A 25,861-nucleotide genomic window follows, 5' to 3' on the forward strand; every position below is an offset into this window, starting at 1 on the left:
ATTCAGGACCATCCATACCTCAAATCATTGCGCAATTGCAGCATTTCTGCTGCGTTGCGGCGAAAAAACGCTGGTAGTCGCACTATGAGATGAATTTTCAGCCACTTACCGGCCGCGGTTCATCCCACGTGGAACAGAGTCGCAAACAATCTGGGATCAAGGCTGGCCGATTCGAATGTCGGCCCTTCGGTCAGAACCGATACCGCATCGTGGCTATGAAGGCTTTCCTGGTGGCTGGCAATCACGCGGAAATCGCCGACGTGGTGATCTGCCAGCAGCTCGGCGCAGAACAGACGCGCCGCATCCTCGACGAAAATCGGGTTGGCGGCGTTCAGTTCGGCAAACGCCTGTTCGTCCTCACGCTTGACCATGACCTGTGTTTCGGTCGGAACCGCGCGGCGGCACAACTCGATCAAGTCTTCGAACCACAGGCAATCCGCGTCACGATCCACGACAACCGAAATCCGGGCGACCGAGCGTTGCGAGTGTGGCGTTGCAAGCTGCCCGCGCTGAGACCTTGCATGTTCACTCAGCTCCAGCGAACAGGGGCACGTGGACGAATAGACATAGTCCAGATGCATGATCTTCTGGCGCACGCCGTTCTGTTCCACCAGTTCCAGCGCAATGTCGTAATACTGGTACCCTTCCAGCCCCGACCGCAGGCTTTTCACCTTGATCGGATAGGAAAACCGCATCTGGATACGCGCGTCAAAGCTGTCCAGATCGGTCAGATAATCGCTCAGCGCCGATTCCATCACTTCGAAACTGAACGTCCGCTCGGCATGTTTGTAGAAAGACCGCATGATCCGGGACATGTTGATGCCCTTTTTCTCGGCCTCAAGGCTGACCGTGCCGGTGATCGAGGTTTCCAGCGTCAGGACATCTCCGTCCTTGCGGTGGAACCGGATCGGCAGGCGGAAATTGGAAATCCCCACATGCTGAATCTGTTGCTTTGCGCCACGGATCAGACTGGACGGGCCGTTTTGCAGATCGGGCAGCGATGCACGATAGGCGGCGTCCACGGCAAACCCATCGGGATAATCCCGCGCAAGGGTCGGATAATTCACCGCGCCCGTCCCCGGCAATAGACGCGCAACCGCCGGATCAAGCTGCGAGATTTCCAGCGACGACGCAGTCTCGGCCCATTTCCGCAGCACCTTCAGGGCAGCAGCAGCTTCATCACGATCCGGGGTGTCAATGTCGCGCGGGTGAACATTCATGGACTGAGGTTCCTCGATTGGTCGTCATTGATATATACCACGGCAAGTTATTTGCCAGATAAACCTACTACGCGTGCAATAGCAGTCCGGATCGAAATGAGTGACGCATTTGCGGCATTTTCAGTCAGAAACCGCCCGCGAATGTAGCTGACAACCATTCAGCAGAGTAAATCCGGGGGCTGACAGGCCCCCGGCAGCGCCTTGTTAACCTTGCGAGGCTTTCAGCGCGTTCTGAATATCGGCCAGAAGATCGCCTGCATCCTCAAGCCCAACCGACAGACGGATCAGACCGGGTGTGATGCCCAACTCATCCTTCTGTTCATCGCTCAGACGTTGATGCGTTGTTGTGGCCGGATGGGTCGCGATCGACTTGGCGTCGCCCAGATTGTTCGAAATCACAGGGATCGTCATCGCATTCAGGAACGCAAACGCAGCATCCTTGCCGCCCTTGATGTCCAGCGACAGGACGGTGCCGCCTTTGCCACCCAACTGCCGCTGTACCAGATCGTTCTGTGCGTGCGTCTTCAGGCCGGGATACAGGGTCCGGTCCAAGGCCGGGTGCCCTTCCAGTGCCTCGGCAATTTGCTGCGCGGACGCGGCCTGCGCGTTGACCCGCAGCGCCATGGTTTCCAGACCTTTCAGCATGATCCAGGCGCTGAACGGGCTCAGCGCACCGCCGGTGTGCTTCATATACGGCTCGACCGTGCCGCGAATGAAGTCCTTCGTGCCAAGAATGACACCGCCCAGCGCGCGCCCCTGCCCGTCGATATGTTTGGTGGCCGAATAGATCACGACATCCGCGCCCTGTTCGATCGCGCGCGAGAACACCGGGGTCGAGAACACGTTGTCCACCACAACCAGAGCACCCACCGCATGGGCCAGTTGGGCCACGACCTCGATATCGATCACTTCCAGCGTCGGGTTCGACATGGACTCGAAGAACACGGCCTTGGTTTCGGGCCGGATTGCGGCCTTCCACTGGTCCAGATCGGTGCCGTCCACAAAGCTCACCTCGACGCCAAAACGCGTTAGGATGTTTTCGACGATGTACAAACAGGATCCGAACAACGCCTTGGCCGAAACGATATGATCACCGGCTTTCAGCATCGAGGTCAGCGCGCCATTGACCGCCGCCATACCCGAGGCGGTGGCAAACGCGTCCTCGGCCCCTTCCAGCGCCGCAATGCGCTGCTCAAAGATCGAGACGGTCGGGTTGCCGTAACGCGCATAGATGAACTCGTCCGGGCCACATTCCAGGAACCGGCCCTCGGCCTGTTCGGCGGTGTCATAGACGAAGCCCTGGGTCAGAAAAATCGCCTCGCTGACCTCATTATACTGACTGCGACGGATGCCGCCATGGACGGCTTGGGTGCGTTTGTTCCAGCTCTCGCTCATGTCATTCCTTTCGGCCTTGATCCCCAAGGCGCATCAAAAAAACCCCTGACGCGGTCAAGCGAAAGGGGCCTTTCATCCTGACCTTTTAGCGGTGTTGTTTAGCGTGGCCCGCAATCCGGTAACAAATCGCCACGTGATGCTGTTGCCCTTACGCCGCAGTCGCGAATTCGTCAACCCCGACCGGGGCAACGTCACGGTTCTGTAATCGTTCATTCATCGAAGCGTCATAGCGTCATGACAAAGCAGCACCACAACATCTTGTATGAGGCAGAGCCAATGCCAGTAATCAGGATCAATGCTGTCGACGGAAACGCCCGGTTGCACGGCAGCCCCCGACCCATAACTGCGGTCTTGCGCCAAACGCGTCACACCGGCGGCCCGGTCATCATCATGACCCATGGCTACAAATACCGGCCCGATGACCCGAACGCCTGCCCGCACCTTCACATGCTGTCGCTGCGCCCCAAAGCAATGCCGTGGTACAGCCCCAGCTGGCCGCAACATCTGGGCTTTGGCGCAGGGTTCCGGGATGAAGGGCTGGCCATCGCCTTCGGCTGGGACGCGCGCGGCCCGCTGTGGACAGCGCGGCGACGCGCGGTCGAAGCCGGGCGCGTTCTGGCCAATGTCATTCAACAGATGCACAGGCTGAACCCCGACCGCCCCATCCACTTCATCGGACACTCGATGGGCACAGAACTGGCGCTGGAAGCGCTGCATCACATTCAGCCGGGGGCGCTGAACCGAATTGTCTCGCTGACCGGGGCCGTCTACCAATCGCGCGCCGTTGAAGCCTTGCAGACTGTCGCAGGTCGTCGGGCGGAATTCATCAACATCACCAGTCGCGAAAACGACCTCTTCGACTTCCTCTACGAAACGCTGATCCAACCGCCTGCACCGGGTGATCGCAGCATCGGGGCCGGTCTGAGCGCACCCAATGCCGTCACGCTACAGATCGACTGCCCGGCAACCGTGGATCACTTATCCACTCTGGCCTTCCCCCTCGCGGCACCGCAGCGGCGCATCTGTCACTGGTCCAGCTATACCCGACCCGGCGTTCTGCGCACCTACAACGCTTTGCTGCGCGACCCCAAGCGCCTGAGCCTGACCGCATTGCGGCGCGGTGTGCCCGACCAGCCGAGCCGCCGCTGGTCACGGCTTTTTGCGGTGCCTCGCCCGCAAGCCCTCTTGCCGTTTGCGCAGAAAACCTCATGATTTCCTCTACCTGAGGAGACATCATGATCGATCTGTATTTCTGGCCCACGCCGAATGGCTGGAAAGTGTCCATCGCGCTGGAAGAGATGGGACTGCCCTATACGACTCACCTGATCAACATCGGCAAAGGCGACCAGTTCGACCCCGCGTTTCTGAAGATCGCACCCAACAACCGCATGCCTGCGATTGTCGATCCCGACGGCCCCGGCGGCGCGCCCGTTTCCGTGTTCGAAAGCGGCGCGATCCTGATGTATCTGGCCCGCAAGACCGGGCGTTTTTACGGCGAAACCGAGCGTGACCGGATCGCGGTCGAGGAATGGCTGATGTGGCAGATGGGCGGCGTCGGACCCATGGCGGGGCAAGCCCACCACTTTCTGAAATACGCCCCGCAACTGGACCCGCCACAGGATCTGCCCTACCCCAAAGACCGCTACCGCGCCGAGGTTGGCCGTCTCTACGGCGTTCTCGACCGCCGACTGGCCGAGAATGAGTTTGTCGCAGGCGATTTCTACTCGATTGCGGACATGTCGATCTGGGGCTGGGCGAGCCTGTGGGAAGGGCAGCAACAAGTGCTGGACGACAAACCCCATTTTGCACGCTGGCTTGAAACGGTCAGCGCCCGCCCCGGCGTTCAGGCCGGTCGTGCGCTACACGCGGAATTGCGCGGAGATCATCGGGACAAGCAATCGCAGGGGGTTTTGTTCAAGCGGTGAGCCGTTTTAACCTTCCGTCTTGACCAAAGGATCAAATAACGCCCGCGACCGCAGCCAATATCACCCATAAGCTGAGAACCATCCACGTCCCGGTGATCAACCAGAACACCCCGGGCCGTGTTGCGCGGTCGATTGGCTCAACAAAATCGGCCCGCCCGGTTCTGAGGGCAAGCCAGGTCCAGATCAGAAACAGGACACCCCAGAAAACCTGCAGATCCAAGAACACGGCAAGCCAAACGCATGTCACCGCGATCAGCGATTTCCACGCCAACCCGTAGGTCTTGCGCGTCCCGTCAGAGGTCTGGCTATCGTCGGCTGCAGCCGAGGCACCAAACGCGGGCTGGATCATGAAATGGGCACCTTGCCGGTCCGAGACCAATATACGCTCGTCCGGCAAGTCATTGTGATGGCACCCGCCCCGCGCCTCGATGTGCTGAACGGTGTCGGCCGCCGATCTCACACCGAAACAGGGCATCCAATAGCGGAACTTTCCCCGGATGGCCTCGGGCACCTCTTCGACCTGCGCGACCACCGTACCGTCGGGGTAGCGAATATCGTATCGGGGCCATGGGGTTGCTACGCTTTTCTCAAAGCGCCAGTTGAAGAGATCCGCGTAAAACGGTTCGATCAGGGCGATGTCCGGGACATGATGAAATCGGGCCACAACTGCGCCGGGCCCCGACGTCGCAGAGGTGATATCCGGCCCCTCATACATTGTGAAACCCGCGCCTGATGGATCCCGGACCAGAGCAATGCGCGCCTCATCGCTGAACGGCTGGGGTTCCACTTCGATGATGACCCCTTCGTGCCGGCGTGCCTGTTCGACCTTCGCATCCAGATCATCGACATGGATATAGGACATCCAGAAAGACGGCATGTTCATCTGCGCCAACCGCTCGGGCATCGGGAAGATGGCCGCGACCTGCTGCCCGCTGATGCTGGCAAAGTCGTAGGCGCCATCGCCGCCGAAAGACCAGTTGAAGACGTCGCTGTAATCGGCTCTGGCCGCCTGCATGTCGTAGGTGGACAGGTCGGTCCATAGAAAATGCCCGTGTGCCATAGCGCCCTCTTCCCGTTTCGGTACCTACCCGAGCTATGACCGGAAATTCGGGCTGTCCAGAGGTCGCACTATACGCAGATTGCTTTATTGCCCCTCGCCCCGCACCAGCACATCCAGCATGTCTGAAATATCCTCGATCTCTTCCGCGATCACATGGGTCACCGAATGCGCCCGCTGCATCCGCCCCGTAACCCGCAGCAACCGACCCGATATCACCGCGCGGCGGAACTGCTCGTAAATCTTGCGCCAGACCACCACGTTCACGATACCCGTCTCGTCTTCGAGCGTGACGAAGATCACCCCCTTGGCGGTCCCCGGCCTCTGCCGCAGGATCACCAACCCGGCCACGGCCACGCGCGCGCCCTCGGGCGGTGCGGTCAACTGATCTGACGGCAAACAGGACGGCGGGCGCGGCCAGTCCCGCTTTGAAACCACGGGGCGAACAAGCATAAGAACAAAAATAGAACATATACACGGAAAGTCCAGACACGGCGTCACGAGTCGCAAATGGTACTGGAAAGACCTAAATGCCTTCACTAAGGAAGAATTCGAACATCGCAAAAGGAAGACGCACGCAATGGCAAAGATCACCTATGTCGAGCATGGCGGTACCGAACATACAGTCGAGGTCGCCAACGGACTGACCGTCATGGAAGGGGCGCGTGACAACAATATCCCCGGCATCGAGGCCGATTGCGGCGGCGCATGTGCCTGTTCTACCTGCCATGTCTATATCCACCCCGACTGGGTCGAAAAAATCCCCGCCAAGGATGACATGGAAGAGGATATGCTGGACTTCGCCTATGAACCCGACCCGGCCCGCTCGCGCCTGACCTGCCAGATCAAGGTCACCGATGCGCTGGACGGTCTGGTCGTGCAGATGCCGGAAAAGCAGATCTGATGCATGCCAAAGCGCCGCGCCTGCCCGTCCGCCTGTGGCAAGGATGGGCTCGCGGCGCGCTGACAGCCTTATGCATGTGGCTGGCGGGGGCACCCATGGCAACCGCCGACACCATAGCCTCTGCCCGATTCACAGAACCCACCACTCGTTATCCGCATGGCGTTCTGGGCGACACTATCGAATATGGCGCGCTGGAACTCACCATCCAGACCGCTGACGCAAGCGCCAGCCCTTCAATATTGACGATACGTTTACCGCAAGACCGCGTTTTCGAAGACCTCGCGCCGCGGCTGGTGGATGTCACCAAAGACGGCTCACCCGAAGCCATTGTCGTCGAAAGCCAGGCCAACACCGGGGCACAGCTCGCGGTCTATGACGCACGCGGGGAAAAGATTGCCGCGACACCGCATATCGGTACACGCTTCCGCTGGCTCGCCCTCATCGCAGCGGCTGATCTGGACGGCGACGGCCATATCGAGATTGCCTATATCGACCGCCCTCACCTTGCCAAAACCCTGCGCATCTGGCGCTACCAAGACGATGCCCTGACCGAAATCGCCTCGCTCCCCGGTCTGACCAACCACAAGATCGGTGAGGATTTCATCTCAGGCGGCCTGCGCACCTGCGCCAACGGTCCGGAACTCATCGTTGCCAGCGCCGATTGGACCCGGATCATCAGTATCACGTACCAAAACGATTGGACCCAAACCGATATCGGCCCATTCGCCGGCCCCAAAAGCCTCGCCCAAGCCCTAGAATGCTGATCCGTTCTTCATCTGGCCAAAAATATCTCGGGGAGCGCGAGGGGCTGGCCCCTCGCCCAGAAAATTGAGACGGGCGCAGCCCGGCAATCAGATCAAAGCGCCCGCCACCCGATATCGCGGCGGAAAAACCCCTCGGGCCAGTCAACCCCATCCACCATCGCATAGGCCCGATCCCGCGCCTCTTGCAGTGTCTCACCGCGCGCCGTGACGTTCAGCACCCGTCCGCCAGAGGCCTGCACCTGCCCCTCAACCGCCTTGGTGCCCGCATGGAATACCATATTGCTGCTGTCTTCAGGCAGACCATCCAAGCCTTTGATAACCGACCCTTTCTCATACGCCCCGGGATAGCCTTGCGCGGCCATGACCACGGTCATCGCATGATCATCCGCCCAGTTGACGCGGGTCTCATCCAACCGCCCCTCGGCTGCTGCATGCATCAGGTCCATCACCTGCGCGCCCAGACGCATCATCAGAACCTGACACTCGGGATCGCCGAAGCGGACATTGTATTCCACAAGACGCGGCTGCCCGTCCTTGATCATCAGACCGGCATAAAGCACCCCCTGAAACGGAGCGCCCCGGCGTTTCATCTCGGCCATGGTGGGACGAATGATCTCGTCCATCGCGCGGGCCTCGACCTCGGCGCTGAGAACCGGTGCAGGAGAGTACGCCCCCATTCCGCCAGTGTTCAGCCCGGTGTCCCCTTCGCCAACCCGCTTGTGGTCCTGCGCGGTCCCGACAGACAGAATGTTTTCACCGTCACACAGCACGAACAATGACGCTTCTTCACCATCCATGAACTCTTCGATGACCACTTCGGCCCCTGCACCACCGAACGCACCGCCGAACATGTCGTCGATAGCCTCCAGAGCCGCCTGCTCGTCCATCGCCACGATCACGCCCTTGCCCGCCGCCAGACCGTCAGCCTTGACGACAATCGGTGCGCCCTGCTCGCGGATATAGGCTCTCGCCGGTTCCGCCTCGGTAAAACGCGCATAGGCTGCCGTCGGCGCGCCGGAGGCATCGCAAATCTCTTTGGTGAAGCTTTTTGAAGCTTCCAGCCGCGCCGCCTCGGCCGAAGGGCCAAAGACCAGAACGCCTGCCTCACGCAGCCGATCCGCCACGCCTGCGGCCAAGGGCGCTTCGGGGCCGACGATCACGAAATCAATCGCGTTCGCCTCGGCAAAGTTGACCACCGCGCCGCCATTTTCGATATCCAAAGACGCGCATTCGGCGATCTGAGCGATCCCGGCATTGCCCGGCGCAACAATCAGGCGGTCGCATTTGGGGTTCTGCATCACCGCCCAGGCCAGGCTGTGTTCGCGCCCGCCGCTGCCGAGAATAAGGATGTTCATGGGGTCGTCTCCGATCTGCTTGGCCTCGCCTGCGCGGCGTTCTAAGCTGGCCGGGCATTTGACACAAGGCGCTGAAATGTCCGACCTGCTAGACGACCCCATTCCTGGCCAAAACACCCCTGAATATTCGGTTTCCGAGATTTCCGGCGAGGTAAAACGCACGCTCGAAGGATCGTTTGGGCGAATCCGTGTGCGGGGTGAGGTCGGACGTGTGTTCAAGGCGCGCTCGGGTCACCTGTACTATGACATCAAAGACGACCGGAACGTGCTGGCCTGCACCACGTGGAAAGGTCAGATTTCGGGCCTGTCGGTGGTTCCGGAAGAAGGGTTGGAGGTCGTTGTCACCGGTCGCCTGACCGCCTTTGGCGCGCAGTCCAAATACAACATGAATGTCGATGAGGTCGCGGTTGCCGGCCAAGGCGCGCTGATGGCGTTGCTGGAAAAGCGCAAGAAGCAGCTGGAAGCCGAAGGGCTGTTTGCCCCTGAACGCAAAAAGCCGCTGCCCTATCTGCCGCAAATCATCGGCGTTGTGACTTCACCCTCCGGTGCGGTGATCCGGGATATTCTGCATCGGCTGCGCGACCGGTTTCCCCGCAAGGTTCTGATCTGGCCCGTCGCCGTACAGGGTGCAAACTGCGCGCCCGAGGTCACGTGCGCCATCCAAGGTTTCAACGCGCTCACACCCGGGGGCGCGCTGCCCCGACCCGATCTGATCATCGTCGCACGCGGTGGCGGCTCCATCGAGGATCTCTGGGGGTTCAACGAAGAAAACGTGGCCCGCGCGGCGGCAGCCTCGGACATTCCGCTGATCTCGGCTGTGGGTCACGAAACAGACACAACGCTGATCGATTTCGTCTCGGACCGCCGCGCGCCCACGCCAACAGCCGCTGCCGAACTGGCCGTGCCCGTACGGATGGAATTGCTGGCTTGGACCAACGAGCAAGGCGCCCGCCTGTCCCGCGCCGCCAGCGATGCGGTCCAGCGCCGCGCCCAGCGCCTGCGCGATGTTGCCCGCGCTTTGCCGCGCCCGGACAGCTTGTTGAATACCCCCAGACAACGGCTTGATCTTATTGCAGAACGCCTGACCCCGGCCTTGAACCGGGGCGTGCAGAACCGCCGCCTGCAACTGGTCGAAATGTCCGCCCACCTGCGCCCTTCGACCTTGCGCGGTGTCGTCTCATCACGGCAGGAAAGCCTGCGCAACCTGTCCTCTCGCCTGTCCCTGCGCCCCATTCAGCGCGAGATCGACCAACAGCGGCAGGCCACCGCCCGGCTGGCCGAGCGTCTGAACGCAGCCCAAAACACCCGGCTGGATCGCCTGCGGCAGCAACTGGAAGCCACGGATCGGTTGCGAGAAACGCTCAGCTACAAGGCCACTCTGGCGCGCGGCTATGCGGTGGTCCGCGCCGAAGGCGATGTGGTCACGACAAAAACACAGGCCGCCAAGCATCCGGTTCTGGAAATCGAATTTGCAGATGGTCGCCTGACGACCGGAGGGGCCGGTAAAACCCCTGCCAAAAAGGCCAAAGCGGACACCCCGGATCAGGGATCGCTGTTCTAAGCCATGCTGACGATCTGGGGCCGCAAAACGTCATCCAATGTGCAGGCTCTGATGTGGTGCGTCGGCGAACTGGGCCTGGATTATGAACGACACGATGTCGGCCATCGTTTCGGCGGTCTGGACACGCCGGACTTCGCGAACCTGAACCCAAACCGCACCATCCCCGTGATACGGGACGGCCCCAACCCACCCCTTTGGGAGACCGGAGCAATCCTGCGCTATCTCGCCGACCGCTACGGGCCCGACATCTTTTGGCCCAAAGACCCGGTCCAGCGGGCCGAGGTCGACAAATGGACCGAATGGGCCAAGATCAACATTGCGATGGCCTTCACCGTTCCCGTGTTCTGGCAGGTTGTGCGAACGGCCAAGTCAAAGCAGGATGAAAAGTCCATCAACTCCGCCGTAAAAACCCTTGAAAGAAAAATTGAAATTGCGGACACGCAGCTTGCAGGAAGGGCCTTCATTGCCGGAGCTGACCTGACTTTGGCCGACATTCAGTTGGGTCACATCCTGTACCGATATTATGATATCGACATCCCAAGGGCATCTTTGCCACATCTACAACGTTACTTTGACAGGCTGAGCCAGCGACCTGCGTATCAGGAACACGTCATGATCAGCTACGACGACCTTCGCGTAAGCTAGGATCAGACCCCGACCTCGGGACCAAGGCACACCATGTCCTGGCCCAGATCCTCGATCTCATACAGCTCGGTTGCCTGAGGATCGCCGTCTGGCCGCGCGATCAGGCCACCGCCGGACCGTTTGAACACCCAGCATTGCGGATCCAGCCTGTCTTCATAGACAAAACAGATCTGTTCCTCGCGCTGATACCAGATGCCTTTCTTGCACTGCCCGTCCAGAAACGACCAGATGACACGGCGATCGGGCAGATACTGTTCAACCCCGTAAACCTTCCCTTGGAAACCATAAAACAGGGTTTTTCCGCGCGTATACTCATCGAACTCCGCCCCGGAAAGCGCTGTTTGCGCGCCAACGGCTTGGGCCGAGAGAGCCAGTAGAATCGCAAGATGCCTCAACATGCGACCATAGTGTCAGATACCGCCAGCCAAGGCTAATCGCATTGCCCGGTTTCGCCTGCCTCAACGTCACCTGTTGCCCGGGCTGCAAATTAGGAAGGACAGTAGGCCAAAACAACCGAGAGGATACGACATGACCGTCCTGTTTTGGATCGCAGCGGCATGCGCACTGGCCTATCTCCCCTTGGCACCGCGCCCGGCAGGTGCTGCGCGAACGGTGCTCAAAACCGCCTCGGTCGCAGTGCTGGCCCTGATCGCAGCACTTGAAGGCGGCGCGATGCTGCTGATCGTCGCGCTGGCGCTCTGCGCGGTCGGGGACGCCTTGCTCTCACGCGAGTCCGAGGCAACCTTCATGGCAGGCATCGGCGCGTTTGCGGCAGGCCATATCGCCTATATTGCCCTGTTCCTGTCTCATCCTGCCAGCGCCGCAGACCTCATCCTTGATCGACCGGGGGTTTTCTGGTCACTGATCCTTCTGGGTGTCGTCGTCATGACAATCCTCCCGCCCCGCGCCGGCGATCTGAAGGTCCCTGTGCTGATCTATATCCCCATCATTCTCGGAATGGGAATATCGGTCCTATCCCTGCCGCCCACTGGCATGCTGGTCTGGGCCCTTCCAGCCGCGCTGGCATTCATCGCCTCGGATCTGGTTCTGGCGACCGAAAAGTTCCTTCTGCCCCCAAACCACCCGGCCCTGAAACTCACACCCTATGCGATCTGGCCGCTCTATTGGGTGGCGCAAGCCGGGCTTCTGATTGCCTTTACCTGACCCTTTGCAACTCGGGTAAATCCGCATTAGGTGGGGGGAACACCTGCGGAGATCGAAAATGGCGTTTTTTTCAAAGCTGAAGGACAAGCTGTTCAAATCCTCTTCACGCCTGGAACAGGGGCTGGACGCCATTGTCGAAGAAGGCGGCGAGGAAACCGCCGCTGATCCGGTGATCCCACAGCCCGAGCCCAAACCGCAGCCGGTGCCGGAGATTCCTACGCCCGTACCGACCACCGAGCCTGTCGAGATGCCCGAGCCTGCCCCCGCAGACCCAACCCCGGCGCCTACGCCGCCCGAAGTCCCTGAAAACAAGGGGCTTCTGGGTCGTCTGTTCAGTCGCTCTGAAAGCAAAACCGAAATCCGCCGCACGCTGGATGACGATATGCTGGAACAGCTCGAAGAACTGCTGATCGCCTCTGACATGGGCATCGACACCGCCTTGCGCGTCACTGCCAATATGGCCGAGGGGCGCTTTGGCCGCAAACTCTCGGCCCGCGAAATCAAGCAGTTGCTGGCGCAGGAAGTCGCCCGCGTGATGGAACCCGTTGCCCGCCCGCTGCCCATCTACCCCAAACGCCCACAGGTGGTTCTGGTCGTCGGCGTCAACGGTTCGGGCAAAACCACGACCATCGGCAAGCTTGCCAGCCAGTTCAAATCCGCAGGCAAAAAAGTCGTCATCGCCGCAGGAGACACGTTCCGCGCCGCCGCCGTCGAACAACTGCAAGTCTGGGGCGAGCGCGCAGGCGTCCCGGTTCTGACCGCCCCCGAAGGGTCCGACCCCGCCAGCCTCGCCTTCGACGCGCTGACCAAAGCACAAGAAGACGGTGCAGACCTGCTGATGATCGACACGGCGGGCCGCCTGCAAAACCGCGCTGACCTGATGGAGGAACTGGCCAAAATCGTGCGCGTCATCCGCAAGGTCGACGATACTGCCCCGCACAATACCCTGCTCGTGCTCGACGCCACCACCGGTCAAAACGCGCTCAGCCAGGTGGAAACCTTCCGAAATCTGGCCGACGTCTCGGGTCTGGTGATGACCAAACTCGACGGCACCGCCAAGGGCGGCGTGCTGGTCGCGCTGGCAGACAAATTCGGCCTGCCCATCCACGCCATCGGCGTCGGAGAACAAATCGACGATCTAGCGCCCTTCGACCCCGAAGAATTCGCCGCCGCCCTCACCGGCCTCGACCAAAGCTGATCCGATTCTTCATCTGGCTAAAAATATCTTCGGGGGTCTGGGGGCAGACAGCCCCCAGCCTCTCCACCCAGCACAAAGATCTGATACTTGAGCGACTGGCTAATCTCACTCGAAGGCACCGAAGCGGGCCACCAGCTTGCCCTTGGGCTGGCGCTGATGGCTGCCTTCCTGCACGCCGCGTTCGGCGCACTTCAAAAAGGCCGCCACGACCCGTGGCTGTCGCGTGGCGCTATCGACGCCTGCTATTGCCTGATGGCCGCCCCCTTCGCCTTCTTCGTCGTGCCATGGCCTGAACCCTATATGTGGCCCATCTTTGGGGTCGTCTGGCTGATCCACATCGCCTACAAAACGCTTCAGGCCATGGCCTATACCAAAGGCTCCTATACGGTCGTCTACCCTGTCGTCCGGGGCACCGGCCCGCTGTTCACCGTGATCGGAGCCTATCTGCTGTTCGGGGAAACCTTCACAGGCACCCAATGGCTGGGCGTGGCAGTCCTTCTGGCCGGGATCTTCGGCCTCGCGATCTACAACCTGCGCTTTCTTGAGACCAACCGGGAAACGCTTGGCATCGCGCTGGCGTTGGCCGTGGCTACCGGGTTGTTTGTGGCGCTTTATACTACCTATGACGCCTATGGCATCCGCGCCACTGCGGACCCGTTCACTTTCCTCGCGTGGTTCTTCATGATCGACGGGGCCGCGATGCCGATCTACGCCTTCCTCAGATGGCGCGCCATGGTCAATCGCCCGGCTATCGGGCCCCTGATGTTGCGCGGGCTTGCGGGCGGCATCATCGCGCCCTTGTCTTTTGGGTCCATTATGCTGGCCACGCGGCTGGACAAGGTGGGCGAGGCCGCCGTCTTGCGCGAAACCTCCGCCGTATTCGCCGCCTTGATCGGATGGCTGGTTCTGAAAGAAACCGTCGGCCCCAGACGCATTGCCCTGATGGCATTGATTGCATTGGGCGCCGTAATAGTTGAAATGGGCGGGTAAGCAGCAGGAAGACATGATGACAGGCAAAAAAGACATCAACCCGTTTCTGAAACAGGTGCTGGAGCTTGGGCCCCCGCTGACCTTCTTCTTCATCTACCTGCGCCTGCGCGATGACAGCTTCCTGATCGGCGGCACCGAGTATTCGGGGTTCATAATCGCCACCATCATCTTCGTGCCGCTGATGCTGGCCGCGATGGGCATCCTTTGGTTCCTGACCGGCAAACTCAGCCGTTTGCAGATTTTCACCGCCTTCATGGTCATCTTCTTCGGCGGCCTCACCGCCTGGTTCAATGATGAGCGGTTTTTCAAAATGAAAACCACGCTGGTCTATGGCGTTTTCTCGACGATTCTGGGCATCGGACTGCTGCAGGGGAAATCCTATCTGGCCTATGTGCTGGACGAGATGCTGCCGATGAAGCACGAAGGCTGGATGATCCTGACGCGTCGTCTCTGCGCCTGTTTTGCCGTGCTGGCTGTCGCCAATGAAATCGTGTGGCGAACCTTGTCCACCGACCTGTGGGTCAAGATCGAAACTTTCGGCTTTCCGATTGCCCTGATGGCGTTCCTGATGCTGCAGTTCAGCCTGTTGCAAAACTACATGGACGACCCCGACCGCCAATAAACGGTTTGCGCCGTGGAACATGCCGTCGGGTTCAACCGTAAAGAGAGCAAATCCATACAAAAAACCTTGGCTTAGCGGGCAAGCTGTGAAAGGTTAAGGCACCACTCACCATTCACAGCCGGAGTTCACCGCCCGCATGACGGCCTTTCCCAATAGTGGCTTTTTGTCCGAAGCCTCAGACGAGCTACGAGATATGCTCTCGGCGCTTGCTTCCGAAATATCCCTGGACCAAGACGAAACCTTGTTTGAACAAGGGGATGAAGGCGATGCGCTTTACGCGATCATCGAAGGGACGCTTGAGGTTTCGTTTCTCGCCATGAGCGGCCGCAAGCTGTCGCTGACCCTGATGCGCCCGGGCGAAGTCTTTGGTGAGATTGCCCTGTTCGACAGCGGCCCGCGCACCGCAACGGTTGCCGCGGCCGAGCCCACACGCGTTCTGCGCGTTAGGCGGCGCGATGTCATGAACCAACTCCGCCAACACCCCGATCTGGCCGTTGATATGGTGCGTCTGGCCGGTCTGCGCATGCGCTGGATGGGATCGCAATTGAACGAGCAGGTCTTTCTGCCGATGCCGATCCGACTGGCCCGCAAGCTGCTGCACCTGTCCAACCTGCAGGACAACCCCAACGAACGCATCACCTTGTCGCAAAGCGAACTGGCCGAGTTTGTCGGCGCAACGCGCGAAGCCGTGTCCAAGACCATTTCGACCTGGAAACGCGACAACGTGGTCGAGGCCTCCCGTGGCGGTTTGCAGATTCAGGATTTCGAAGCCCTGCGCGAGCTGGCCGAATCGGATTTGATCTGACGACAGATGCGCCCGTGTGAACTGGTTCACAGAACAGAACCCAAGTTCAAGCTAGCGTGAACTTGTTACCGTAGGAGGTCAGAGAATCATCCCCGATATCTGTCCACTGACCTCTCCCTGTACCTGAGCCATATGCTGTCCCGGCATATGGCTCATTTACTTTGAAGGGGGTGGCACGGCGGGTTTACGTGTCAGTACCGGCGGTTCACGCGCTTGCCGCGCAGCACCTTTCGGTTCTTCTGCTTTTCCCGAAGAAACACGAACAGGCCGGATCCCAGAATCAACACGATCCCCCACAGGACGGGCAGATCGGGCCATTCGCCCCAGATCGCCCAGCCCCAAAAGATCGCCAAAGGCAGCCCCACATATTCGAACGGCGCTACAGTGGCCGCGTCGGCCATGCGATACGCCTGCCCCAAACAATAGCCGATGATGGCAGAATTCAGACCGAGGCCCGCAAAAAGCCAGACGTCTCGCCCCTCGGGCCAGACCCAGGCCCGCAGCAGAAACACAAGGCTTTCGTTCTCCAGCCCCTCTGCAAAACGCCCATCCCCGGCCACGGCCCAGAACAGGATGCTGATGGCTATGAACGCGGACTGGACATAAACGGCCATTGCAGACGCCTTGGATTTCGCGCCCAGAAATCGCGTCATCACGTTGTTCAGCGCATAGGTGAACGCCGCCGCCACGGGCAGTGCGTAAACCCACAGGCTGACTGAGCGCTCGGCCCCGCTTTCCCACGGGCGCGTCATGATGATCACACCGGCAAACCCCACCAAAACCGCGCCGATGCGCAACGGCCCGACCTTTTCGCCCAGCAACGGAATGCTCAGCAACGTGATCATTAGTGGCGCCACGAAGAAAACAGCCGTGGCCTCGGCCAATGGCATGACGGCCAGGGCGCTGAAAAAGGTGAGGTTGGCAACCACGATGAACATGGCCCGTAGCAGGTGCAGACCGGGTTGATCCGTTTTCAGAATGCGCCAGCCGCCTTCCAACTGAACCAGAGCCAGACTGAAGCCGATCCCGATAAAGGACCGGGCGAAAACCATCTGATGCAGAGGGTAACCGCCCGACAGGAACTTGATCATCATATCGTTGAACGAAATCGCCAACATGCCGAACAGGATGAAGGCGATGCCGACGGTAGGGTTTTGTAATTTCTGATGTTCTGCCACGGGATACCCTTTCATCCGGCCAGTAACACGGGCCTTGGGTCAGGTCACTTCCGTTTGCGACATAATGGATGGTCGCAATTCCCCGCCGTTCCAAAAGAAAAAGAGGCCCCGGATCGGAGCCCCTTTTCATGTCCTTACGACGCGTTCCTGCGCCCGGTCCATTATTCCTCCAGACTCAGCGCCACAAAGCGTGGGTCACCGCCGCGACGGACCAGCAGCAGCAAGGATTTGCGCCCTGCAGTCCGGGCTTCTTCCATGCGCGCTTCAAGGTCCTCGACCGTCACAACCTTCTGCTGACCGGCTTCTGTGATCAGATCACCAGCGCGCAGGCCCTTGGCATAGGCCTCGGATGCTTCGTCCACATCCGACACCACCAGCCCTTCGGCATCCGCGTCCAGCCCCAGATCCTCGCGCAGCGTGTCGCTGAGCGGCGAGATTGTGAGGCCCAGAATGTCGGTGTTTTCGTCGGCTGGCGCGTCCGGGGTGTCCTCTTCACCGTTCTCGGCCCGCTCGGCATCTTCACGGCGACCCAGAGTGACCAGAATGGTCTGCGTGGCACCATCGCGGCTGACCACAACGCGGACAGATTTGCCCACGGTGGTTTCGCCGACCTGACGCACCAGACCACGGGTATCCTCGACCTCGACCCCGTCAAAGCTGAGGATCACGTCGCCCGCTTTCAGCCCCGCATCCTTGGCCGGACCATCCGGCACATCGCTGATCAGCGCGCCACCGGGTTTTTCAAGGCCCATCGCCTCGGCCATGTCCTCGGTCACGTCCTGAATGCGCACGCCCAGCCAGCCACGGCGGGTTTCCCCGAACTCGCGCAGCTGGTCGACCACTTTCACAACCACGTTCGAGGCCATCGAGAAGCCGATCCCGATCGAGCCGCCATTGGGCGACAGGATCGCGGTGTTCACGCCGATCACCTCGCCATTCATGTTGAACAAAGGACCGCCCGAGTTGCCCCGGTTGATCGCCGCGTCGGTCTGGATGTAGTCGTCATATGACCCGCTCAGCGCCCGGTTCCGGGCCGAGACGATCCCGGCAGAAACCGAGAATCCCTGCCCCAGCGGGTTGCCCATCGCGATCACCCAATCGCCGACGCGCGCAATGTCGCTGTCACCGAACTGCACATATTGCAGCGGCCCCGTGGCCTCGACCTTGAGCAGCGCGATATCGGTTTTCTCATCCGTTCCGATCACCTTGGCGGGAAGTTCTTTCTTGGGCTGACCGTCGCCCGGGAAGAACTCGACCAGAATCTCGTCCGCTTCGGCAATGACGTGATTGTTGGTCACGATGTAACCGTCCTCGGAGATCACAAACCCCGACCCCAGCGCATTGCTGCGACGGGGGCGATTGTCATCGTCGTCATCGCCGTTTCGGTCCTGAAACTCGCGAAAGAAGTCCTCGAACGGGGATCCTTCGGGCACGATGCCCTGCGGTCCGGTCTGACCTTCGATCAGCGTGGATGTTGTGATGTTCACAACCGCCGGGCTGATCTGTTCCGCCAGCGGCGCAAGGCTTTCCCCGCGCGCATAGGCGGCAACGGTTTGCGCCGCGATCAGGATCATCCCTGCAAATGCCAGCCACATCAGCCGCATGAAACCAACACCATCGTCTCGCCGGACGGAAATACTGCGTGCTTGTGCCTGCACTTGGGAACTCCTTGTCGTCAAATCCTTGTTGTCCGCCCGCAGGCAGACCTTTCTTGGCAACCAATGTAGTCGGTTTGTTCCCACTCGCAACTCAGGATCGCGGGGAAATCACCACCAAGTGAAACAGATGGGTTAAAACCCGACCTGATACGCGCCCCAAAGCAGGACCAGACCGCTGACAACACATAAAAGCCCTGCAAGTCGTCGCGCCTGTTCCGGCAATGATCGCAGGGCCTCGAGCATACGTTCAATAAGCGAAGGGGCCAGCGCATAGGCCAGCCCCTCGACAATCAGCACCAGCCCGAAGGCCAGAAGGATCATACCCATTACTGGGTCGCCTGCCCGGTGGGCGATTTCAGGTAGTTGAAGAACTCGGAATCCGGGCTCAGCACCATCGAGCTGTTGCTACCGCCCAGCGCGCGTTCATAGGCCGACAGCGAGCGATAGAATTCGAAGAACTCCGGATCTTTGCCAAAGGCTTCGGCGAAGATCGCGTTGCGTTCGGCGTCGGCCTCACCGCGAATGATCTCGGCCTCACGGTTGGCGTCGGACACCAGTTCCACCACGGTCCGGTCGGCCTGCGCGCGAACCCGCTGCGCGGCTTCGTTACCGCGTGCACGTTCGTCGGTTGCTTCACGCTCGCGTTCTGCCTTCATCCGGTCGAAGGTGGCTTCGAGGTTGGCCTGCGGCAGGTCGGTCGCTTTCAGGCGCACGTCGATCACGTTGACACCCAGCGCCCGCGCTTCGGCAATCGCGCTGTTGCGGATACGCAGCATCAGCGCCGCACGGTCGGAACTCAGGATGTCGCGCGAGGACACCGAACCCAGAACTTCCCGCGTTTCGGCGCGCAGGATGCGGTCCAGACGATCTTCGGCAACAGGTACACCCCCAACACCAACGGCCTGACGGAACTGCTCCAGATCCGAAATCCGGTAACGCGCGAATGCGTCAACCACCAGACGACGATCATCCAGCGGGGTGACTTCCAGAGGCTGAACGTCAATCGACAGAATCCGGTCGTCGTACCGAACGACTTCCTGGATCAGCGGGATTTTGAACGCCAGACCGGGCTCTTCTTTCACGGCGACAACACGACCGAATTGCAGGACCAACGCACGTTCACGCTCGTCCACGATGAAGATCGAGGACAACCCGGCAACGGCCAAAATTGCAACGATGATCAGGATAATGGGTGACTTACGCATCAGTTGCTCTCCGCGGCTGGGGTGCGACGCAGTTCGTTCAGCGGCAGATATGGCACAACGCCCTGCCCCTGACCGGTCGAGTTCTCGTCGAGGATGATCTTGTCGACATCACCCAGAACCTGCTCCATCCGTTCCAGATACAGGCGCTTGCGGGTCACATCAGGCGCTTTGGTGTATTCTTCGAGAACCGCGCTGAAACGGCTCGCCTCACCCTGTGCGCTGTTGATCTGCTGGGCGCGATAGGCTTCGGCCTCTTCCAAAACCTGCGCGGCTTCACCACGGGCTTCCGCCAGAACACGGTTGGCATAGGCGTCAGCAACGTTTTGCAGACGGTCACGTTCCTGCGCGGCCGCCTGAACGTCGCGGAAAGCGGCGATCACGTCCTGCGGCGGGTCGGCCTTGTCAAAGTTCACGCGTACGATGTTGATACCAGAATCGTAACTATCCATTGTGGATTGGATCAATTCCTGAAGGCGATCCGCGATAATGCCACGATCCCGGTTCAGGATCGGTGCCAGCTCGCTTTGTGCAATGATTTCGCGCATCGCCGATTCCGACACGGCACGGATCGTCTGACGCGGATCACGCAGGTTGAACAGGAATTTGTCCGGTTCGGTGATGTTCCATACGACCTGATAGTCAATATCGACCACATTTTCGTCACCGGTCAGCATGAGACCATCATCGCTGCCGCGCGCGCCGCCCATGTCTTCCGTCTGTTCACGGGTAACCGGAAGTACCTCGGCCGTCACGAATGGCCACGGCGCAAAGTTCAGACCCGGATTACCCACAGCAGAGAATTCGCCCAGAAACAGCTCAACAGACTGTTCTTCCGGCTTAACCGTGTAGAAACTTGCAGCCGCCCAAAGGCCAATCGCCACCAAGCCACCGATTATTACAGTGCCTTTGGTAAAGATCGGGCCACCGCCGCCGCCTGAACCATTGCCACCACGGCCACCGCCGCCGCGACCGCCCATAAGGACGCGCAGCTGCTCCTGGCCTTTTTTCATCAGCTCATCGATCTCGGGGATCTGCGGGCCGTCGCCTTCGGGGGGCTTGCGCCCGTCCCCGTTATTTCCCCGATTTCCTCCGCCGCCCGAGGAGCCTCCGCCCCCCCAGGGGCCACCGCTGTTGCCCGCCATATGTATCAATTCCTTCGTTTAGGCCCGTGTGATCACGGGGTCTCTTGTAACTTGTGTGCGCGCGCTTGCAAATCAAGCAGTGCGCACAGGTTGCCGCATTGTCACCAGTTCTTCGGCCATCACGGGATGAACCGCGACTGTACGGTCGAAATCTTCCTTGGTTGCGCCCATCTTTACGGCAATGCCTGCCAGCTGGATCATCTCACCCGCGCCCGGCGCAACGATATGACATCCCAGCACCTTTCGCGTCGCCTGACTGACGAGCAGCTTCATCAGAACCCGCTGCGTTCCTCCGGCAAACGCCTTTTGCATCGGTTTGAACGAGGTCGCATAGACCTCAATCGGCTCCTGCGCTGCCGCATCTTCTTCGCTGAGGCCCACGGTGCCGAATTCCGGCTGGGTGAAGATCGCGGTCGGGATCAACTCGTGATCCACAGGCGTTGGGTTGCCTTTGAACACGGTTTCGACAAAGGCCATGCCTTCGCGGATCGCAACCGGGGTCAGGTTCACACGGTCGGTCACGTCACCGATGGCGTAGATCGAAGGTACACCCGTCTGGCTGTATTCATCCACGATGATCTCGCCCTTGCGGCCGCGCTCGATCCCGACCTCTTCAAGACCCAGATTGTCGGCATTGGGCGCACGGCCCGTGGCATACATGACCACGACGAACTGATCCTCGGTGCCATCCGTGGCTTTGACGCGGATCTTCTCGCCTTCTTTGGCCATCTCAAGCACGTTGGTGCCCAGACGCACATCGATGCCGTTCTGGCGCATCTCTTCACAGATCAGCCCGCGTGCCTCTTCATCGAAGCCGCGCAGGATTTGTGCCCCGCGATAGAACTGAGTGGTCTTTACACCCATCCCGTTCATAATCCCCGCAAACTCGCTGGCGATATAGCCGCCCCCGACGATCAGGATGCTTTCGGGCAGCTTCTCCAGGTGGAAAATCTCGTTCGAAGTAATCGCCAGATCCGAGCCCGGAAAGTCCGGTACAACCGGGCGACCGCCAGTGGCAATCAGGATGTGCTTGGCGGTCTTGCGAGTGCCATCAGCCAGTTCGACGGTATGCGGATCAACGACACGGGCGCGCTGATCAAAGCTTTCAACGCCGTTGTTCTTCAGGATATTGCGGTAGATGCCTTCCAGACGATCCAGTTCGGCCACCAGCTTGTCGTGGAACGTGTTCCAGTTCAGCGCGCCGGGCTGAATGTCCCAGCCATAGGCTTGCGCATCGCCGACCATGCCCGAAAACTCGCTGGCAAACACCATCAGTTTCTTCGGCACACAGCCCCGGATCACACAGGTGCCGCCATAGCGATCCTCTTCCGCCAGTGCCACTTTGGCTCCGTTTTCGCCAGCGGCGACGCGCGCCGCGCGAACCCCGCCCGAGCCGCCTCCGATGACGAACAGATCATAGTCAAAGCTCATGCTGGGTTCCTTCGTTCAGCTTTCAAAAAGTCTCTGGGTATCTGGGCGCAAAAACCAGACTGCCAACCCCTTGATGCACATATTTCGGTTTTTTCACGGATGCTTGCATCAAAGGTCGCGCCGGGATCAATCCGCAAGGTCCGAAAACAGGTTTTCGCGCGCACCGCCGATCAACTGGTCCATCTCAATCGTGCCTGCGTTGATATCGCGCAGCTCGACCCGGCCATCGCCGTGGCCGACCACAACCTTGTCGCAGATGTCGATGAACAGGCCATTTTCGACCACGCCCGGCACCTGGTTCAGAACCAGTGCCATCTGGCGCGCGTTGCCGATCCGTTGCAGATGTAGGTCCAGAATGTGGTTGCCTTCATCGGTGACAAAGGGCGCCTCGCCATTCATGCGCAGGGCGGAAGTCGTGCCAAGCACATCCATCGTATCCAGCGCCTCTTCGATCAGGGTACGCGTGGTTTGCCAGCCGAACGGGATCACCTCGACCGGCAGAGGGAACGCACCCAGCGTTTCGACCTCTTTGCCTGCATCGGCGATGACCACCATCTGATCGCTGGCCGTAGCGACGATCTTCTCCTGCAGATGCGCGCCACCGCCGCCCTTGATCAGGTTCAGACCACCGTCAAACTCATCCGCGCCGTCAATCGTCAGGTCCAGCCACCCGGCCTGATCCAGCGAGACGACCTCGATCCCCACCTCTCGGGCCAATTGCGCGGTACGGGTCGAGGTCGGGACGCCCTTGAACCGCAACCCTTCTTGCTGCGCGCGCTCACCCAAACGTCGCACCAGCCAGGCGGCGGTCGAGCCGGTTCCCAATCCGACACGCATCCCGTCTTCGACCATCTCTGCCGCGCGTCGGGCCGCGACGTATTTTGCGGTATCGATTGGCGACAATTCTCCGGTCATTGGCAGCATTCCCTGATTGGTCTGCCAGACTTATACGGAATGCACATCGCGACTTCGAGACCCAATTCACCCGGCATCCCTGCGAAAGATGTCGCAAGACTACGCGTTTCCGATAGGAAACGTCGCAATCATGTCTTTTTGGATTTGCGGTGCGGTATAAATAGACCTCATGACGACGTCCTACCGCCTGCACTATGCCCCCGACAACGCCTCGCTGGTGATCCGGCTGGTGTTGGAAGAGATGGGCCAACCCTATGACACCGTTTTGGTCGACCGGCGGCAGAACGAACAGGACAGCGTGGCCTATCGTGCGCTGAACCCAAACGGGCTGATCCCGGTTCTGGAAACGCCCAACGGACCAATATTTGAAACAGCGGCCATTCTGTTGTGGTTGGCTGACACACATGGGCAACTTGCCCCTGCACCGGACAGCCCGGATCGGGCGGCGTTCCTGAAATGGCTGTTCTTTGCGTCAAACACGCTGCATGCCGATCTGCGCATTCTGTTCTATGCCGAGAAATACATCGATGCCGCGCAGGCCGAGCCTTTGCGCCAAGGTATCCGTCCAAGGCTGCGCACCCATCTGAAACATCTGGATACCGAGGCCGCAAAGGCCCCTGACTGGCTGAACGCTGACAAACCATCGATCCTGACCTACTACCTCGCCTGCATGATGCGCTGGATGGCGCTGTACCCGGCAAGCGCGGATCGCAGCTGGTATCAGTTGGCGGACACGCCGTATCTGCAGGCTATCCTGATGCAGCTTGAATCCCGCCCCGCGACCCGTGCGGCCGTTGCAGCCGAAGGTCTTGGGGTCACCCCGTTCACCTCTCCGATCCACGCCAACCCTCCAGAAGGCTCAGCTATCTGACATGTTCCTTTCCGTTTTTGATATGTTCAAAGTCGGCATCGGCCCGTCCTCATCACACACAATGGGCCCGATGGTCGCTGCGGCGCGTTTCCTTGACATGATGCGCGCCTCACCGTTTGAGTTCGCCGGGCTGCGCGGATCGCTGCACGGGTCTTTGGCGTTTACGGGTGTGGGACATGCCACCGACCGGGCGACAATTCTTGGTCTGGCCGGGTTCGTGCCCGACACCTATGACAACGACAAGGCCGAGGCTGCCATGGCCGCGATTGCCGAGACGCATACGGTCACGCCTGAGGGGCTGCCGACCCTGAAGTTCGACCCCAAGGCAGATCTGGTCTTTGACTACGACCACAACCTGCCCGGCCACGCCAATGGCATGATCCTGATGGCCACCGATGCGCAGGGCGATGTGATCCTGCGGCAGGTGTTCTATTCCATCGGCGGCGGCTTTGTTCTGACCGAAGAGGAACTGGCCGAAGGCAAAGCGACAGATGAAGGCGCACCCGTTCCGTTCCCCTTCAAGTCAGCGGTCGAGATGCTGGAGATGGCCGCCTCCAGCGGTAAGTCCATCGCCCAGATGAAGCGCGAGAACGAAATCGCGCGCGGATGCGCGGACAGTTTCGCCAAAGGAAGCGCGCGTCTGTGGCAAGTGATGAACGATTGCATCGAACGTGGCCTGCACACCGATGGCATTCTGCCCGGCGGTCTAAGCGTGCGTCGCCGCGCCAAGGGCATCTATGACGCGCTGATGGCTGAACGCGGCATGAACCTGACTGCGCCGCACACGATCAACGACTGGATGAGCGTTTACGCCATGGCCGTGAACGAGGAAAACGCAGCCGGAGGCCAGGTTGTCACCGCCCCCACCAACGGTGCGGCGGGCGTTCTGCCTGCGGTGCTGCGCTATTACCTGGACCACGTGCCCGGTGCATCGGAAAGCCATATCGAGGATTTCCTGCTGACCGCCGCCGCTATTGGGGGTCTGGTGAAATTCAACGCCTCGATTTCGGGGGCCGAAGCGGGATGTCAGGCCGAGGTCGGCAGCGCCTCGGCCATGGCCGCCGCCGGTTTGTGCGCCGTGATGGGCGGCACGCCCGAGCAGGTGGAAAACGCCGCCGAGATCGCCTTGGAACATCATCTGGGCATGACCTGCGATCCGGTCGCGGGTCTGGTGCAGGTGCCCTGTATCGAGCGCAACGGCCTGGGCGCGATCAAGGCCGTCTCGGCCGCGTCGCTGGCATTGCGCGGGGACGGCAAGCATTTCGTACCCTTGGATTCCGTCATAGAAACCATGCGCCAGACCGGGCATGATATGCATGAGAAGTACAAAGAGACATCGCTTGGCGGCTTGGCTGTGAACATCCCAAACTGCTGAGGTCAGACAGGAGGCGGCATCATGCGTGGACATTGCCTATGCGGCAGGATCGCGTTTGAGGTTGATCCTCCGATCCTGTCCTGCGTCTCGTGTCATTGCGACAGCTGCCGCCGCCAATGCGCCGCACCCATGACCACCTATTTCGCGGTCCGCGACACCCAATGGCGCTGGACCAAAGAGGAACCGAAGAGTTTCAATTCCTCTCCCGGTGTCGTGCGCACATTCTGCCCGCATTGCGGAACGCCGATCTCTTTCCGCTCGGCCAAGATGTCGGATGTGCTGCACTTGTATGTTGCGACGCTGGAAACCCCCGAAGCGCTGCAACCGACCCTGCATGTGTCGCATGAAGAGAAACTGGACTGGCTGCATCTGGATGATGGTCTGCCGACCTGCACCGGCCCGGATTACACCAAGGTCCAACCCCTTCCGGACGCCTGAGAACAGAGCTTTCCCCCGCGCCGCGAAACCGCTAGCGTCGCGA

Annotated in this window: 27 protein-coding genes and 1 riboswitch; of the genes, 14 read left to right on the top strand and 13 right to left on the bottom strand. The window is 60.3% G+C overall.

Annotated elements, in window-relative coordinates; all coding sequences use genetic code 11:
- Positions 1–119: 119 nt before the first annotated feature.
- Positions 120–1,220 carry a GTP cyclohydrolase FolE2 gene (gene folE2 / locus ACR0E6_RS06195; protein WP_170630280.1) on the bottom strand — a complete coding sequence of 367 codons (1,101 nt, stop codon included), beginning with the start codon at positions 1,218–1,220 and terminating at the stop codon, positions 120–122.
- Positions 1,221–1,424: 204 nt separating this feature from the next.
- Complete coding sequence (gene metZ / locus ACR0E6_RS06200; protein WP_480581654.1) at positions 1,425–2,615, bottom strand: O-succinylhomoserine sulfhydrylase; 1,191 nt, start codon at positions 2,613–2,615, stop codon at positions 1,425–1,427.
- 65 nt (positions 2,616–2,680) lie between these two features.
- Positions 2,681–2,758: riboswitch (SAM riboswitch) on the bottom strand.
- Between the two features lie 133 nt (positions 2,759–2,891).
- Here metZ and ACR0E6_RS06205 point away from each other — a divergent pair.
- The gene (locus ACR0E6_RS06205) at positions 2,892–3,827 is read left to right on the top strand and encodes a DUF726 domain-containing protein (RefSeq protein WP_480581656.1); all 936 of its coding nucleotides are present in this window, start codon (positions 2,892–2,894) and stop codon (positions 3,825–3,827) included.
- A 23-nt stretch (positions 3,828–3,850) separates the two neighbouring features.
- Positions 3,851–4,540 (top strand): glutathione S-transferase N-terminal domain-containing protein, encoded by a 690-nt coding sequence (locus ACR0E6_RS06210; RefSeq protein WP_170451474.1) that lies wholly within the window; start codon positions 3,851–3,853, stop codon positions 4,538–4,540.
- 31 nt (positions 4,541–4,571) lie between these two features.
- On the opposite strand, the gene ACR0E6_RS06215 is transcribed toward ACR0E6_RS06210, so the two are convergent.
- Positions 4,572–5,600: a VOC family protein gene (locus ACR0E6_RS06215; protein WP_480581659.1), complete on the bottom strand. Its 1,029-nt coding sequence runs from the start codon at positions 5,598–5,600 to the stop codon at positions 4,572–4,574.
- A gap of 84 nt (positions 5,601–5,684) precedes the next feature.
- Complete coding sequence (locus tag ACR0E6_RS06220; protein WP_170451479.1) at positions 5,685–6,050, bottom strand: OB-fold nucleic acid binding domain-containing protein; 366 nt, start codon at positions 6,048–6,050, stop codon at positions 5,685–5,687.
- A 127-nt stretch (positions 6,051–6,177) separates the two neighbouring features.
- On the opposite strand from ACR0E6_RS06220, the gene ACR0E6_RS06225 reads away from it, so the two are divergent.
- A complete protein-coding gene (locus ACR0E6_RS06225; protein WP_039534845.1) occupies positions 6,178–6,501 on the top strand; it encodes a 2Fe-2S iron-sulfur cluster-binding protein in 324 nt (107 codons plus the stop codon).
- A 95-nt stretch (positions 6,502–6,596) separates the two neighbouring features.
- A complete protein-coding gene (locus tag ACR0E6_RS06230) occupies positions 6,597–7,265 on the top strand; it encodes an FG-GAP repeat domain-containing protein (protein WP_480581662.1) in 669 nt (222 codons plus the stop codon).
- Between the two features lie 92 nt (positions 7,266–7,357).
- Here ACR0E6_RS06230 and purD read toward each other — a convergent pair whose 3' ends face one another.
- The gene (gene purD, locus ACR0E6_RS06235; RefSeq protein ID WP_480581664.1) at positions 7,358–8,620 is read right to left on the bottom strand and encodes a phosphoribosylamine--glycine ligase; all 1,263 of its coding nucleotides are present in this window, start codon (positions 8,618–8,620) and stop codon (positions 7,358–7,360) included.
- A 76-nt stretch (positions 8,621–8,696) separates the two neighbouring features.
- Here purD and xseA point away from each other — a divergent pair, with 76 nt between their 5' ends.
- Together xseA and ACR0E6_RS06245 are read left to right on the top strand one after the other, a co-directional pair.
- The gene (xseA, locus tag ACR0E6_RS06240; RefSeq protein WP_480581666.1) at positions 8,697–10,181 is read left to right on the top strand and encodes an exodeoxyribonuclease VII large subunit; all 1,485 of its coding nucleotides are present in this window, start codon (positions 8,697–8,699) and stop codon (positions 10,179–10,181) included.
- A 3-nt stretch (positions 10,182–10,184) separates the two neighbouring features.
- Complete coding sequence (locus tag ACR0E6_RS06245; protein WP_480581668.1) at positions 10,185–10,826, top strand: glutathione S-transferase family protein; 642 nt, start codon at positions 10,185–10,187, stop codon at positions 10,824–10,826.
- 2 nt (positions 10,827–10,828) lie between these two features.
- Here the strand turns inward: ACR0E6_RS06245 and ACR0E6_RS06250 are convergent, their stop codons facing one another.
- Positions 10,829–11,224, bottom strand: coding sequence for a hypothetical protein (locus ACR0E6_RS06250; protein WP_480581670.1), 396 nt, complete (start codon positions 11,222–11,224; stop codon positions 10,829–10,831).
- 130 nt (positions 11,225–11,354) lie between these two features.
- On the opposite strand from ACR0E6_RS06250, the gene ACR0E6_RS06255 reads away from it, so the two are divergent.
- From ACR0E6_RS06255 to ACR0E6_RS06275, 5 genes are all read left to right on the top strand, one after another.
- A complete protein-coding gene (locus tag ACR0E6_RS06255) occupies positions 11,355–11,990 on the top strand; it encodes a lysoplasmalogenase family protein (RefSeq protein ID WP_480581672.1) in 636 nt (211 codons plus the stop codon).
- A 58-nt stretch (positions 11,991–12,048) separates the two neighbouring features.
- Complete coding sequence (ftsY, locus tag ACR0E6_RS06260) at positions 12,049–13,188, top strand: signal recognition particle-docking protein FtsY (RefSeq protein WP_480581674.1); 1,140 nt, start codon at positions 12,049–12,051, stop codon at positions 13,186–13,188.
- An 87-nt stretch (positions 13,189–13,275) separates the two neighbouring features.
- Positions 13,276–14,178, top strand: coding sequence for an EamA family transporter (locus ACR0E6_RS06265; RefSeq protein WP_480581675.1), 903 nt, complete (start codon positions 13,276–13,278; stop codon positions 14,176–14,178).
- A 16-nt stretch (positions 14,179–14,194) separates the two neighbouring features.
- Positions 14,195–14,800 (top strand): inner membrane-spanning protein YciB, encoded by a 606-nt coding sequence (locus ACR0E6_RS06270; RefSeq protein WP_480581677.1) that lies wholly within the window; start codon positions 14,195–14,197, stop codon positions 14,798–14,800.
- Between the two features lie 136 nt (positions 14,801–14,936).
- A complete protein-coding gene (locus ACR0E6_RS06275) occupies positions 14,937–15,605 on the top strand; it encodes a Crp/Fnr family transcriptional regulator (protein ID WP_170451495.1) in 669 nt (222 codons plus the stop codon).
- Between the two features lie 191 nt (positions 15,606–15,796).
- Here ACR0E6_RS06275 and ACR0E6_RS06280 read toward each other — a convergent pair whose 3' ends face one another.
- From ACR0E6_RS06280 to rpiA, 7 genes are all read right to left on the bottom strand, one after another.
- Positions 15,797–16,783 (bottom strand): DMT family transporter, encoded by a 987-nt coding sequence (locus tag ACR0E6_RS06280; protein ID WP_480581680.1) that lies wholly within the window; start codon positions 16,781–16,783, stop codon positions 15,797–15,799.
- Positions 16,784–16,944: 161 nt separating this feature from the next.
- On the bottom strand, positions 16,945–18,441 hold the full coding sequence (locus ACR0E6_RS06285) for a Do family serine endopeptidase (RefSeq protein ID WP_480581682.1): 1,497 nt from the start codon (positions 18,439–18,441) through the stop codon (positions 16,945–16,947).
- Positions 18,442–18,573: 132 nt separating this feature from the next.
- Entirely contained in the window at positions 18,574–18,768 is a 195-nt protein-coding gene (locus ACR0E6_RS06290) for a DUF2065 domain-containing protein (protein ID WP_170330952.1), read from the bottom strand.
- On the bottom strand, positions 18,768–19,646 hold the full coding sequence (hflC, locus tag ACR0E6_RS06295) for a protease modulator HflC (RefSeq protein WP_170451499.1): 879 nt from the start codon (positions 19,644–19,646) through the stop codon (positions 18,768–18,770). Before hflC ends, ACR0E6_RS06290 begins: the two co-directional genes overlap by 1 nt.
- The gene (gene hflK, locus ACR0E6_RS06300) at positions 19,646–20,788 is read right to left on the bottom strand and encodes an FtsH protease activity modulator HflK (RefSeq protein WP_170734513.1); all 1,143 of its coding nucleotides are present in this window, start codon (positions 20,786–20,788) and stop codon (positions 19,646–19,648) included. Before hflK ends, hflC begins: the two co-directional genes overlap by 1 nt.
- A 72-nt stretch (positions 20,789–20,860) precedes the next feature.
- Positions 20,861–22,219: a glutathione-disulfide reductase gene (gene gor / locus ACR0E6_RS06305; RefSeq protein ID WP_480581686.1), complete on the bottom strand. Its 1,359-nt coding sequence runs from the start codon at positions 22,217–22,219 to the stop codon at positions 20,861–20,863.
- Positions 22,220–22,345: 126 nt separating this feature from the next.
- Positions 22,346–23,134, bottom strand: a complete 789-nt coding sequence (rpiA, locus tag ACR0E6_RS06310; protein WP_480581688.1) for a ribose-5-phosphate isomerase RpiA — start codon at positions 23,132–23,134, stop codon at positions 22,346–22,348.
- A gap of 169 nt (positions 23,135–23,303) precedes the next feature.
- Here rpiA and ACR0E6_RS06315 point away from each other — a divergent pair, with 169 nt between their 5' ends.
- Genes ACR0E6_RS06315 through ACR0E6_RS06325 form a run of 3 tightly spaced genes read left to right on the top strand, consistent with a single transcriptional unit; the run spans position 23,304 to position 25,818 of the window.
- The gene (locus ACR0E6_RS06315) at positions 23,304–24,005 is read left to right on the top strand and encodes a glutathione S-transferase family protein (RefSeq protein ID WP_480581690.1); all 702 of its coding nucleotides are present in this window, start codon (positions 23,304–23,306) and stop codon (positions 24,003–24,005) included.
- A gap of 1 nt (position 24,006) precedes the next feature.
- Entirely contained in the window at positions 24,007–25,380 is a 1,374-nt protein-coding gene (locus tag ACR0E6_RS06320; protein ID WP_170451509.1) for an L-serine ammonia-lyase, read from the top strand.
- Between the two features lie 21 nt (positions 25,381–25,401).
- Complete coding sequence (locus tag ACR0E6_RS06325; RefSeq protein WP_170451511.1) at positions 25,402–25,818, top strand: GFA family protein; 417 nt, start codon at positions 25,402–25,404, stop codon at positions 25,816–25,818.
- Positions 25,819–25,861: the final 43 nt, after the last annotated feature.

The organism is Ruegeria sp. AP12 (genome assembly GCF_056540025.1).

Bases quoted from the DNA above. Each gene is read 5' to 3' on its own strand.
- purD (WP_480581664.1), bottom strand. From the start codon at position 8,620: ATGAACATCCTTATTCTCGGCAGCGGCGGGCGCGAACACAGCCTGGCC.
- ACR0E6_RS06215 (WP_480581659.1), bottom strand. From the start codon at position 5,600: ATGGCACACGGGCATTTTCTATGGACCGACCTGTCCACCTACGACATG.
- rpiA (WP_480581688.1), bottom strand. From the start codon at position 23,134: ATGACCGGAGAATTGTCGCCAATCGATACCGCAAAATACGTCGCGGCC.
- ACR0E6_RS06250 (WP_480581670.1), bottom strand. From the start codon at position 11,224: ATGTTGAGGCATCTTGCGATTCTACTGGCTCTCTCGGCCCAAGCCGTT.
- ACR0E6_RS06275 (WP_170451495.1), top strand. From the start codon at position 14,937: ATGACGGCCTTTCCCAATAGTGGCTTTTTGTCCGAAGCCTCAGACGAG.
- ACR0E6_RS06315 (WP_480581690.1), top strand. From the start codon at position 23,304: ATGACGACGTCCTACCGCCTGCACTATGCCCCCGACAACGCCTCGCTG.
- ACR0E6_RS06320 (WP_170451509.1), top strand. From the start codon at position 24,007: ATGTTCCTTTCCGTTTTTGATATGTTCAAAGTCGGCATCGGCCCGTCC.
- hflC (WP_170451499.1), bottom strand. From the start codon at position 19,646: ATGCGTAAGTCACCCATTATCCTGATCATCGTTGCAATTTTGGCCGTT.
- folE2 (WP_170630280.1), bottom strand. From the start codon at position 1,220: ATGAATGTTCACCCGCGCGACATTGACACCCCGGATCGTGATGAAGCT.
- ACR0E6_RS06255 (WP_480581672.1), top strand. From the start codon at position 11,355: ATGACCGTCCTGTTTTGGATCGCAGCGGCATGCGCACTGGCCTATCTC.
- ACR0E6_RS06325 (WP_170451511.1), top strand. From the start codon at position 25,402: ATGCGTGGACATTGCCTATGCGGCAGGATCGCGTTTGAGGTTGATCCT.
- ACR0E6_RS06290 (WP_170330952.1), bottom strand. From the start codon at position 18,768: ATGGGTATGATCCTTCTGGCCTTCGGGCTGGTGCTGATTGTCGAGGGG.
- ACR0E6_RS06210 (WP_170451474.1), top strand. From the start codon at position 3,851: ATGATCGATCTGTATTTCTGGCCCACGCCGAATGGCTGGAAAGTGTCC.
- ACR0E6_RS06270 (WP_480581677.1), top strand. From the start codon at position 14,195: ATGACAGGCAAAAAAGACATCAACCCGTTTCTGAAACAGGTGCTGGAG.
- ACR0E6_RS06225 (WP_039534845.1), top strand. From the start codon at position 6,178: ATGGCAAAGATCACCTATGTCGAGCATGGCGGTACCGAACATACAGTC.
- hflK (WP_170734513.1), bottom strand. From the start codon at position 20,788: ATGGCGGGCAACAGCGGTGGCCCCTGGGGGGGCGGAGGCTCCTCGGGC.
- metZ (WP_480581654.1), bottom strand. From the start codon at position 2,615: ATGAGCGAGAGCTGGAACAAACGCACCCAAGCCGTCCATGGCGGCATC.
- ACR0E6_RS06230 (WP_480581662.1), top strand. From the start codon at position 6,597: ATGGCAACCGCCGACACCATAGCCTCTGCCCGATTCACAGAACCCACC.
- ftsY (WP_480581674.1), top strand. From the start codon at position 12,049: ATGGCGTTTTTTTCAAAGCTGAAGGACAAGCTGTTCAAATCCTCTTCA.
- xseA (WP_480581666.1), top strand. From the start codon at position 8,697: ATGTCCGACCTGCTAGACGACCCCATTCCTGGCCAAAACACCCCTGAA.
- ACR0E6_RS06205 (WP_480581656.1), top strand. From the start codon at position 2,892: ATGCCAGTAATCAGGATCAATGCTGTCGACGGAAACGCCCGGTTGCAC.
- ACR0E6_RS06245 (WP_480581668.1), top strand. From the start codon at position 10,185: ATGCTGACGATCTGGGGCCGCAAAACGTCATCCAATGTGCAGGCTCTG.
- ACR0E6_RS06220 (WP_170451479.1), bottom strand. From the start codon at position 6,050: ATGCTTGTTCGCCCCGTGGTTTCAAAGCGGGACTGGCCGCGCCCGCCG.
- gor (WP_480581686.1), bottom strand. From the start codon at position 22,219: ATGAGCTTTGACTATGATCTGTTCGTCATCGGAGGCGGCTCGGGCGGG.